Origin of the sequence: uncultured Nevskia sp. (assembly GCF_903885465.1) — a bacterium.
Classification (GTDB): domain Bacteria; phylum Pseudomonadota; class Gammaproteobacteria; order Nevskiales; family Nevskiaceae; genus Nevskia.
The window spans coordinates 1-10752 of record NZ_CAISIQ010000529.1 but is presented as its reverse complement, the minus strand read 5'-3'; the positions used below and the strand labels follow the sequence as shown (position 1 = coordinate 10752).

Genomic DNA, 10752 nt, shown 5'->3' with positions numbered 1-10752 from the left:
TCTTCCGGTCCCCATGCAGCGCAGTGATTTCCGTTACGAGCTTCCTTCCGAGCTGATTGCCCAGGTTCCGCCGGCCACCCGCAGTGGCGGCCGGATGCTGGTGGTCGATCCTGTGGTCGATGCCGGGGCTGAGGCCACGATCGACAACTTCCGGGATGCTTACGTCGTCGATCTGCCGGCCGAGCTGCGTGCCGGCGATCTGCTGGTGTTGAACGACACGCGGGTGATTCGTGCGCGGCTGCACGGCGTCAAGGAATCCGGCGGCAGGATCGAGGCGATGATCGAGCGGGTGCTCGATACGCGCCGCGCGCTGGCGCAGATCAAGGCCAGCAAGACGCCGAAGGCGGGCAGCACGCTGCTGTTCGCCGACGGTGGCTTGACCGCCACCGTGCTCGCCAAGCACGACGATCTGTACGAGCTCGCGTTCGAGACCGAGGATCTGCTGGCCTCGCTCGATGCTCACGGCGAGTTGCCCCTGCCGCCGTACATCCAGCGCACCGCCGACGAGCGCAAATCCAGCGCCAGCGATGACGCGCGTTATCAGACGGTGTGGGCGCGCGAGCCGGGCGCGGTGGCCGCGCCAACGGCGAGTCTGCATTTCGACGAGGCGATGCTGGCCGCGATCCGTGCGCGTGGCGTGACCATCGCGTTCACCACCTTGCACGTCGGTGCCGGCACCTTTCAGCCGGTGCGGGTCGATGATCTGGCGACGCACGTCATGCATGCCGAGCGGCTGACGGTGACGGCAGAACTTGCGCAGGCGGTTGCCGATGCGAAAGCGCGCGGTGGACGGATCGTTGCGGCCGGTACGACGGTGGTGCGGGCGCTGGAAACCGCGGCTGCCGAGACCGGCATCGTCGCGCCGTATCAGGGCGAGACGCGGCTGTTCATCACGCCCGGTTATGCGTTCCGCGTGGTCGATGCGCTGCTGACCAATTTCCATCTGCCGGAATCGACACTGCTGATGCTGGTCTGCGCGTTCGGGGGTTATCAGCGGGTGATGGCCGCGTATCAGCATGCCGTCGAGCAGCGCTACCGCTTCTTCTCTTACGGCGATGCAATGTGGCTGCCGCTGCGCGCCAGCCAGTCCAGTGCGCCCTGAGCAGCCGTCCGGCCGCTGGCGAAACAGGCCGTGAGCAGATAGCCGCCGGTCGGCGCTTCCCAGTCGAGCATTTCGCCGGCGCAGAAAGTTCCGGATAGCTGCTTCACCATCAGCTGCGCGTCCAGCGCTTCAAAGCGGACGCCACCAGCGGTCGAGATCGCATCGTCGATCGGTCGGGTGGCGTGCAGCGGCACGCTGAGCGTCTTGATCTGTGCGGCCAGTGAGGCGGGATCGGCGAAGGCTTCTTCCGGCGCGGATTCGCGCAGCAGCGAAGCCTTCACGCCATCGATGCCGGCGCGATGCAGATGCTTGGCCATTGACTGCGAACCGCGCGGCTTGGCCAGGCGTTCGCTGATCGCGGTCAGCGAGACGCCGGGCATCAGGTCCAGTTCCAGGCGGGCGACGCCGTGGGCGCTGATCGCATCGCGCAGGGCGGGCGACAGCGCGTAGATCAGGCTGCCTTCCACGCCGACGCCGGTGATGATGAATTCGCCTTGCCGGAATTCGACGTCGCCGCCTTGTTCCGGGCTCAAGCGAGCGGCCACCGGCTTGACCGGCTGGCCGGCGCAGCGGCTGCGCAGGATGTCGCTCCAGCGGCTTTCGAAGCCGCAGTTGCTCGGCGCAAGCGGTGCGACGTCGATGCCTTTTTCGGTGAGCAGCGAAACCCAGCGGCCATCGGAGCCCAGCCGTCGCCAGCTGCCGCCACCGAGTGCGAGCACCACGGCATCGGCGGTCACCGCGACCTCGCCAGCCGGTGTCGTGAAGCGCAGCGCGCCATCATCGTTCCAGCCGGCCCAGCGATGGCGCAAATGGAAGTGCACGCCGCTCTCGCGCAGTCGGCGCAGCCAGCCGCGCAATAATGGCGCGGCCTTGAGATCGCTCGGGAATACGCGGTTGGAGCTGCCGACGAAGGTTTCCACGCCAAGGCTTTTCGCCCAGTCGCGCAGCTGATCGGCACCGAAGCTTTCGAGCATCGGCCGGATCGCGTCAGCACGCTGGCCGTAGCGCGATACGAACGGTTCGAAGCTTTCGCCGTGCGTCAGGTTCAGGCCGCCCTTGCCGGCGATCAGAAACTTGCGGCCGCAGTTGGCCATGGCGTCATAGACATCGACGGTGACGCCAGCGGCGGCCAGCGTTTCCGCCGCCATCAAGCCAGCAGGGCCGCCGCCGATGACGGCGACGCGACGCAGCGCGCTGGCCGTCACGAGCGTGATTTGCGCAGCACGACGCTGATCGCGCCATTGGTTTCCAGCATCGCCAGGCGAACCTCTTCGATACGAATGCAGCCGGCCTTGCGCAACGCGGCATTGATGTCGCGCCGGGACAGGTTGGCGGCGGCGAGGTTTTCGGTACGCAGGCGGCCGTTGCGAATCAGGATCTGTGGCCGGCCGCCGATCAGACGATCCAGGCGGTTGCTGGCGGTGGTCGCGTAATCGAGCAGGAAGTTGATCGTCACCAGGGTCGCGGCAGAAATCAGGCCGCCGATCAGGGAGTTGTCGCCGCCATTCATCGAATTCTGCACGGCGTTCGACAGCACCAGCAGCAGGATCAGATCAAACGGCGACAGTTGCCCGACCTGTCGTCGGCCAGTCATCCGCAGCAGTACCAGCAGGAACACATAGACGGCGATGGAGCGAAGCACCAGCTCCCACCACGGTACGGTCAGTTGCCACATCGATGCGGTCTCCGGCGATTCGGCCGCCATGATGCAACCCAGTCTTCGTTACCGCAGTGGCCCTTACCGCAGTGCTGACGCGCGTCAGATCCGGTTCAGATGCCGATCGGCCGGTGCTGGCGGGTTGTACTGGTAGATCCAGGTTTCGCTCAGCGGCTGGCCGACGCTCTTCAGGAACATGCGCAGGTCGATCGGATCGGTCGAGTCATCCGGCGGCTTCAGATCGAAGATCGCGCGGTAGCCGTTGATCTCCTTCAGCGGCCGCGCCGAGGTCAGTTCGATGGTGCCGCGCGAAGCGGTGATGACTGCTTCCACCTTGGTGTCGCGGCCCAGCAGGCCGAGATCGCCGCCGGCGAAATCGACCACGAAGCGCCAGGAGAAGTAGCTGCGCTTGACCCCGGCGGCACCGCCGAGACCGGTACGCGTGGCCTGCACGGTCGCCAGCCGCGGCGCTGCGGGCGGCTTGCGGCCCCAGTGCAGACGGTAGGCGAACAGCAGTTCCTCGCCCGGCATCGGCTTCTTTTCGGGATTCCAGAACGCCACCATGTTGTCGAAGGTTTCGTCCTGGGTCGGAATCTCGACCAGCTGCACCGAGCCCTTGCCCCAATCGCCCTTCGGCTCGACCCAGAGGCTCGGCCGCAGATCGTAGTAGGCGCCGTCGTCCTGGTAGTGATCGAAGTTGTGATCGCGCTGCATCAGGCCGAAGCCGCGCGGGTTGTTGTCGCTGAACGAGTTGAAGCGCAGGCCGACCGGATTGACCAGCGGCCACCAGATCCATTCACCGGCGCCGGTCCACATCTGCAGGCCGTCGGAATCATGGATTTCCGGCCGGTAGTCGTAGGCCATGCGGCGATCGTTTTCGCCGGTCTGGTACATGCTGGTGCCGGGTGCGATGCCGAGGCGGTCGATCTTGCGGCGCGGATACAGCGCGGCGTCGATCTCCATCACGTGGCTGGCGCCGGGCGAAATCTCGAAGCGATAGGCGCCGGACACGCTCGGCGAATCCATCAGCGCGTAGATCACCAGCTTGTTCGAGCCGGCCGCCGGCCGTTCCAGCCAGTAGCTGGTGAAGCGCGGGAATTCCTCGGGTGTCGGCGCGCCGGTGTCGATCGCCAGGCCGCGGGCCGACATGCCGTACTGCCAGTCACCGCCCACCGCGCGGAAGTAGCTGGCGCCGAGCCAGGCGCCGACATCGCGCTCCAGATCGGTATGGAACAGCACGCGGAAGCCGGCGAAGCCGAGATCGTTCGGCAGCTGATTGGCCTTGACGCCGGACTTGCCGAAATCGAACAAGGTGGAGTCGTAGGCGATTTCCTGCGCCTGACCGTTGACGATCTCGAACATCCGGACCGGATCCTTGAAGAACAGGCCCATGTGGAAGAAGCGGACCTGGAACGATAGATCGTCCTTCGCCCACAGGCCGCGATCGGCGCGGTAGCGGATGTTCTGGTAACGATCGAAATCAAGACCCTGCAAGGTCTTCGGCAAGTCGCTGGGCGGAGCGAGATAGGCCACCGAGGCCATCTGCCGCGCCTGGCCCTTGAGCCAGCTGTAGTCGAAGGCCTGAGGCTTGCCAAGCTGCTTGAGCTTGCCGCGGTCGGCGGCTTCAGCAGCGGGAGCAGCCAGGCCGGTGGCCAGAGCGCCGGCACCGGCAGACAAGGATTTCAGCAGTTCACGTCTTTGCATGGTCGAGCTTTCGGGTTGGGAGCCAGGCGATGGGGGCGCGTCGGCGTTCGCCATAATATCCGCATGGCTCTCATCTCTACCGGCAACTGCGCTGGAACCATCACCGGACTGTTCGCCGGCCGCGTGCAGGCCATGCCCGGTGACGGCCGGCCGACGGCGATCTTCAAGCAGCCGGTGATCGGGGCGATGGCGGTCGGGCTGGAAGGTCTGGTCGGCGATGCGCAGGCCGATCGCAGAGTTCACGGCGGGCCGGAAAAGGCGCTTCACCACTTTCCGCTGGAAACCCATGCGCGGCTCGCGGCGCTGTTTCCGGAGGCGGCCGCGACCCTGGTCGCTGGTGCGCTCGGCGAGAACATCTCGACTTCCGGCATCGAGGAAAAGCACGTCTGCATCGGCGACGTGTTCGCGCTCGGCAGCGTCCGCGTGCAGCTCTGCCAGCCGCGCACGCCGTGCTGGAAGATCGAGGCGCGGCATGGTGTGGACGGCATGACCCGGGCGGTTGCCGATGCCGGCATCGCCGGCTGGTACTACCGGGTTCTGGAGCCGGGCACGGTCGCCGTCGGTGACCGTTTCGAACTGATCGACCGAGTGGCTGGCGCGCCGACCCTGGTCCGGTTCTGGGAAATCGTCCACGCTCATCGTCCACCGCTGGCCGATCTGGAAGCGCTGCGCGATGCCCCGGGCCTTGCCTCGAACTGGCAGCGCAAGCTTGCCGATCGTGTCGACTGGCTGCGCCGCAACTGAAATCACCAGAGATGACTTCCGTGAAGCTGCCGGACTATCCGGCACTGGCCGCGCTGCCGGCGCTGCGCGAAGCGCTGGCGATACCGGGTGGCCGCGCCGTGCTGGCCGCGCCGCCCGGTTCCGGCAAGACCACGGTGGTGCCGCTGGCCCTGCTCGACGAGCCCTGGCTGAAGGCTAAGAAGATCGTGATGCTCGAGCCGCGCCGGGTAGCCGCCCGCGCCTCGGCGGCGCGGATGGCCAGCCTGCTTGGTGAGAAGAGCGGCGAGACCGTCGGCTATCAGGTGCGCTTCGAACGGAAGATCGGCCCGGCGACGCGCATCGAAGTGATCACCGAAGGCCTGCTGACCCGGCGCCTGCAGGCGGATCCGGAACTGCCCGGCATCGGCCTGGTGATCTTCGACGAGTTCCACGAGCGCAGCCTTGATGCCGATCTGGCGCTGGCCCTGACCCTGGACGCCGCCGCATCGCTGAACGAAGCGCTGCGGGTGCTGGTGATGTCGGCGACGCTCGATACCGAGCGTGTTTCGGCACTGCTGGGCGGTGCGCCGATCGTCACCGCGTCTGGCCGGATGTTCCCGGTCGACGTGCGTTTTGCGCCGCCACGGCCGGGCACCTCCACCGATGTTGCGGTGGCCGATGCCTGCGCAGCCGCACTTGCCGAACGCGACGGCGACGTGCTCGCCTTCCTGCCCGGCGGCCGCGAGATACGCGGCGCCCAGCGCATCCTTGAATCCCGGCTCGGCGCCGGTGTTGTCGTGCATCCGCTGTATGGCGATCTGTCGAGCGCCGAGCAGGATCTGGCACTGGCGCCGAACCGTGATGGCCGACGCAAGGTGATCCTGGCGACCAACATCGCCCAGACCAGCTTGACCGTCGAAGGCGTGACCACGGTTGTCGATGCCGGGCTGGCGCGAGTCGCCCGTTTCGATCTGGGCGCCGGTGCCAATGCGCTGGAGTTGCAAAGAATTTCCCGCGCCAGCGCCGAGCAGCGCGCCGGCCGCGCCGGGCGTCTCGGGCCGGGAACCGCCGTCCGCCTGTGGAGCCGGGACCAGCACGGCCAGCTGCCGGCGCATGACACGCCGGACATCCTCGCCGTCGATCTGTCGCGGCTGGCGCTGGAACTCAGCGTCTGGGGCGTGTCCGATCCAGGCACGCTGGCCTTGATGGATCAGCCGCCGGTTGCTTCCTGGTCGCAAGCGCGTGAAGTGCTGTCGGCGATCGGCGCGGTCGGCACCGATGGCCGAATCACCGCGCACGGCAAGGCGCTGGCGCGCTTGCCGGCGACGCCGCGCATCGCTCACATGCTGATGGTCGCGAAAGCCGCTGGCTTGGCCGGCACGGCCGCCTGGACCGCTGCCGTGCTCGATGAACGCGACAGCGGCGCCGATCTCGCCCAGGCAGTGCGCAATGCCCACTCCGGCAAAGCCGATGCCGGCGCGTTGCGGCGGATGCGCGAAACCGTGCGCCAGCTGCTGCGGTTGGTCGATGCCGATGAGCGGGCGACGATCGATGCCGATGCCATTGGCCGAATCGTCGCGATGGCTTATCCCGAACGATTGGCGCGGCGGCGCGCCGAGACCCGTGGCGCGCGGGACGTCGGCTATCTGTGCGCCGATGGCGGCGAAGCGCGAATTCCCGAGCGCGATGTGCTGGCAGCGTCCGAGTGGCTGGCGATCGCTCATTGGGAACCGGGCAATCCGCGGCGGATTCGTGCCGCGGCGGCCTTGTCCGAACGCGAGGTGCTGGTCGACCAGGCGGCGCGGATCGTCAATCTGGCCGATGTCGTCTGGAACGAGCAGCAGCAGGCGGTGCTCGCCGAGCGCCAGACGCGGCTCGGCGCGATCGTGCTGGAACGCAAGCCGATCAATCAGCCGGATGGCGAGCGCCAGCGGGCGGCGATGATCGAAGGCGTTCGCAGTCTTGGCATCGCAGCACTCCCGTGGAGCGATGGCGCGCGGCAATGGCAGGCACGGGTTGCGAGCCTGCGGGCCTGGCACAGCAGCGAGGACTGGCCGGATGTCTCCGACGAGGCGCTGGTCGAATCCCTGACCGAGTGGCTGACGCCGTATCTGTCCGGCATCACCCGGCGCGAGCATCTGGCGCGGCTCGATCTGGCTGGCATCCTCAACGGCCGTCTCGACTATCCGCAGCAGCAGCGGCTGTCGCGGCTGGCGCCGACTCACATCGATGTGCCGAGCGGCTCGCGAGTCGCGCTCGAATATCTGCCCGACGGCGCGCCGCCGGTGCTGGCGGTGAAGTTGCAGGAACTGTTCGGAGCAACGCAGACGCCGACGGTCAACGAGGGGCGCATGGCGGTCTCGCTGCATCTGCTGTCGCCCGGGCGAAGGCCGATCCAGGTGACCCGCGATCTCGCCGGTTTCTGGGCCCGCACCTACGAGGAAGTTCGCAAGGAACTGAAGGGCCGCTACCCGCGTCATCCCTGGCCGGATGACCCGCTGGCAGCGGCGCCAACGGCCCGAGCCAAGCCGCGCGGGACCTGATTGGCGGCTTCTCGAAGGAATTGCAGTCAAACCCGCAAGTTTTGCTTGACGCCCACCAGCGATATCCCCAGAATCCGCCGCTCGCTGTGCTGACCGTCACGGGGAGAGATACTCAAGCGGCCAACGAGGGCAGACTGTAAATCTGCTGACTAACGTCTACGAAGGTTCGAATCCTTCTCTCTCCACCACCGGCGACTGTCGCGAATGCTGGACCGGGCTCAGAGTTTGGGCAGGGCAGGCGGGTGTAGCTCAATGGTAGAGCTGTAGCCTTCCAAGCTACTGACGTGGGTTCGATTCCCATCACCCGCTCCAACCGTCAGGCAGGCGTCGTCAAAGCAGCAGCAGTACCGAGTTTCGCTCACATAGCTCAGTCGGTAGAGCACTTCCTTGGTAAGGAAGAGGTCATCGGTTCGATTCCGATTGTGAGCACCAATTTTCGACCCTCGAGCCGGTTTTGTCGCCGCCTTGAGGGTTTTGTTGTTTATCCAAATTACCGATCAGAGAGCAGAGTTTCGTCATGGCAAAAGAGAAATTTGACCGTACCAAGCCGCACGTGAACGTGGGGACGATTGGGCATGTGGATCATGGCAAGACGACGACGACTGCTGCGCTGACGAAGATCAGCGCGGACAAGGGCTGGGGCACGTACATTCCGTACGACCAGGTTGCGAAGGCGTCGGAATCGCAGGGCCGTCGTGACTCGACGAAGATCCTGACGATCGCCACGAGCCACGTTGAGTACTCGACGAAGAACCGCCACTACGCGCACGTTGATTGCCCGGGACATGCGGACTACGTCAAGAACATGATCACCGGAGCCGCGCAGATGGACGGCGCGATCCTGGTGGTGTCGGCCACCGACGGCCCGATGCCGCAGACGCGTGAACACGTGCTGCTGGCCAAGCAGGTCAACGTGCCGAAGATCGTGGTCTGGCTGAACAAGTGCGATCTGGTGGAAGACGCCGAACTGCTGGAACTGGTCGAAATGGAAGTTCGCGACCTGCTCGGCAAGTACGGCTTCCCGGATGACGGCCCGGTGATCAAGGGCTCGGCGACCAAGGCGATTGCTGGCGACCCGGTCTGGGTGGCGCGTCTGGAAGAACTGTACGACGCACTGGACTCCTACATCCCGGAGCCGATGCGCGAAATCGACAAGCCGTTCCTGCTGCCGGTGGAAGACGTGTTCTCCATCTCCGGTCGCGGCACGGTGGCCACGGGCCGCATCGAGCGCGGCATCGTCAAGGTGGGCGAAGAAGTCGAGATCGTGGGCCTGAAGGACACCGTCAAGACCATCGTCACCGGCGTTGAAATGTTCCGCAAGCTGCTGGATCAGGGCCAGGCGGGCGACAACGTGGGCCTGCTGCTGCGTGGCACCAAGCGCGAAGACATCGAGCGCGGCCAGGTGCTGTGCAAGCCGGGCACGATCAAGCCGCATACCGACTTCGAAGCTGAAGTGTATGTGCTGGGCAAGGACGAAGGCGGCCGCCACACGCCGTTCTTCAAGGGCTACCGCCCGCAGTTCTACTTCCGCACGACGGACGTGACGGGCGCTGTCGAGCTGCCGGAAGGCACCGAGATGGTGATGCCGGGCGACAACGTGAAGGTGAAGGTCGAGCTGATCGTTCCGATCGCGATGGAAGAGCAGGTTCGCTTTGCCATCCGTGAAGGCGGCCGCACCGTTGGTGCCGGCGTCGTTACCAAGATCCTGAAGTAAGTCTCGTCCGCCCCGCACGCCAGCAATGGCGTGCGGGGTTGTCGTTTCAGCAGCAGGCGTTTACATTTTCCCCGGCACGAAGCTATACTCGCGCCCCCTCGATTCACAGTGCGCCAACAGGGCGGTAGCTCAACTGGTAGAGCGTCGGTCTCCAAAACCGAAGGTTGCGGGTTCGAGACCCTCCCGCCCTGCCACTGTGATGAAAGCAGTTTTGCCTCACGAGACCGATGGAATCCTCGAAGACAGCCGGTAGCCAGGTCGAAGAAACCGGCTCACGTTTCGACACGTTGCTGCTGATCTCGGCCCTCGCGCTGCTGATTGGTGGTCTCGCCGTCTATTACGTGTTCCTTGAATTGCCGAAGTCCGTTCGGCTGTTGCTGTTGCTCGGCAGCATCGCCGCGGCCGTCGCCGCGGTCTATCGCACGGCAATCGGCCATTCGCTCTGGTCGCATGTCCAGGGCGCCCGCGTCGAACTCCGCAAGGTGGTCTGGCCTACGCGCCAGGAAAGCCTGCAAACCACGCTGATCATCGCCATTTTCGTGCTGATCGTGGCCTTGATGATGTGGGGGCTCGACGCAACCTTGCTTTGGGGCGTCCAGAAGCTCACCGGACGGAGTGCCTGATGAGCATGCGCTGGTATGTGGTTCACGCGTACTCACAGTACGAAAACAATGTGTTGCGCGCCCTGAAGGAGCGCATCACCCGCGCCGGACTTGAAGAAAAGTTCGGCGACATCCTGGTGCCGACCGAAGAAGTGGTCGAAATCCGCGATGGCCAGAAGCGCACCACGGAACGCAAGTTCTATCCGGGCTATGTACTGGTCCAGATGGAAATGAACGAAGACACCTGGCACCTGGTCAAATCGACGCCGAAGGTGCTCGGTTTCATCGGCGGCACGCCGGACAAGCCGGCTCCGATCTCGGAAAAGGAAGCCAAATCGATTCTCAGCCGGGTCGAGGAAGCGGTCGAAAAGCCGAAGCCGAAGACGCTGTACGAGCCGGGCGAAGCCGTCCGGATTACCGAAGGCCCGTTCGCGGACTTCTCCGGTGTGGTCGAGGAAGTCAATTACGACAAGAGTCGTTTGCGAGTCGCGGTGTTGATTTTCGGCCGCGCCACACCTGTCGAACTCGAATTTTCGCAGGTGCAGAAAGGGTGAATTGATGGCGAGCACTGCTCGCCGGCAATTCACGACCGGCCACGGAGGGTCGGGCCGAGGTCTCCTACGAGGATGAATCCTCGCCATGGATGGCAATAACAAACTTTGTAGACCGGACATTTCAGCCGTCCGGAAGTAGTCAAACCGGGGAGCCCACCTGAAAGCCGGGCGCAC

At 65.3% G+C, this 10752-nt stretch carries 9 protein-coding genes and 4 tRNA genes; 10 read left to right on the top strand and 3 right to left on the bottom strand.

From position 1 onward, the window contains the following. The first annotated feature begins 13 nt into the window (after positions 1-13). Positions 14-1102: a tRNA preQ1(34) S-adenosylmethionine ribosyltransferase-isomerase QueA gene (gene queA, locus QZY06_RS20380; RefSeq protein WP_367275696.1), complete on the top strand. Its 1089-nt coding sequence runs from the start codon at positions 14-16 to the stop codon at positions 1100-1102. Here the strand turns inward: queA and QZY06_RS20375 are convergent. The 3 genes from QZY06_RS20375 to QZY06_RS20365 all read right to left on the bottom strand — a co-directional run bounded on the left by QZY06_RS20375 (position 1048) and on the right by QZY06_RS20365 (position 4463). Continuing rightward, complete coding sequence (locus tag QZY06_RS20375) at positions 1048-2307, bottom strand: TIGR03862 family flavoprotein (protein ID WP_295687655.1); 1260 nt, start codon at positions 2305-2307, stop codon at positions 1048-1050. The genes queA and QZY06_RS20375 overlap by 55 nt on opposite strands. Further along, entirely contained in the window at positions 2304-2777 is a 474-nt protein-coding gene (locus QZY06_RS20370; RefSeq protein ID WP_028474976.1) for a DUF421 domain-containing protein, read from the bottom strand. The genes QZY06_RS20375 and QZY06_RS20370 overlap by 4 nt, the downstream gene beginning before the upstream one ends. An 84-nt stretch (positions 2778-2861) precedes the next feature. Then, positions 2862-4463: a glucan biosynthesis protein gene (locus tag QZY06_RS20365; protein WP_295687652.1), complete on the bottom strand. Its 1602-nt coding sequence runs from the start codon at positions 4461-4463 to the stop codon at positions 2862-2864. A gap of 63 nt (positions 4464-4526) precedes the next feature. Here QZY06_RS20365 and QZY06_RS20360 point away from each other — a divergent pair, with 63 nt between their 5' ends. From QZY06_RS20360 to nusG, 9 genes are all read left to right on the top strand, one after another. Continuing rightward, a complete protein-coding gene (locus tag QZY06_RS20360) occupies positions 4527-5207 on the top strand; it encodes an MOSC domain-containing protein (RefSeq protein WP_295687650.1) in 681 nt (226 codons plus the stop codon). 11 nt (positions 5208-5218) lie between these two features. Then, on the top strand, positions 5219-7708 hold the full coding sequence (gene hrpB, locus QZY06_RS20355) for an ATP-dependent helicase HrpB (RefSeq protein WP_295687649.1): 2490 nt from the start codon (positions 5219-5221) through the stop codon (positions 7706-7708). Positions 7709-7810: 102 nt separating this feature from the next. Next, positions 7811-7896 (top strand) — tRNA-Tyr (locus QZY06_RS20350). Positions 7897-7946: 50 nt separating this feature from the next. After that, positions 7947-8020, top strand: a tRNA-Gly gene (locus tag QZY06_RS20345). Between the two features lie 44 nt (positions 8021-8064). Continuing rightward, positions 8065-8140, top strand: a tRNA-Thr gene (locus QZY06_RS20340). A gap of 85 nt (positions 8141-8225) precedes the next feature. Beyond that, entirely contained in the window at positions 8226-9422 is a 1197-nt protein-coding gene (gene tuf, locus QZY06_RS20335) for an elongation factor Tu (RefSeq protein WP_022974887.1), read from the top strand. A 118-nt stretch (positions 9423-9540) separates the two neighbouring features. Then, positions 9541-9616, top strand: a tRNA-Trp gene (locus QZY06_RS20330). 33 nt (positions 9617-9649) lie between these two features. Further along, positions 9650-10045 (top strand): preprotein translocase subunit SecE, encoded by a 396-nt coding sequence (gene secE / locus QZY06_RS20325; RefSeq protein ID WP_295687645.1) that lies wholly within the window; start codon positions 9650-9652, stop codon positions 10043-10045. Next, positions 10045-10578, top strand: coding sequence for a transcription termination/antitermination protein NusG (gene nusG, locus QZY06_RS20320; RefSeq protein ID WP_022974902.1), 534 nt, complete (start codon positions 10045-10047; stop codon positions 10576-10578). The genes secE and nusG overlap by 1 nt, the downstream gene beginning before the upstream one ends. Positions 10579-10752: the final 174 nt, after the last annotated feature.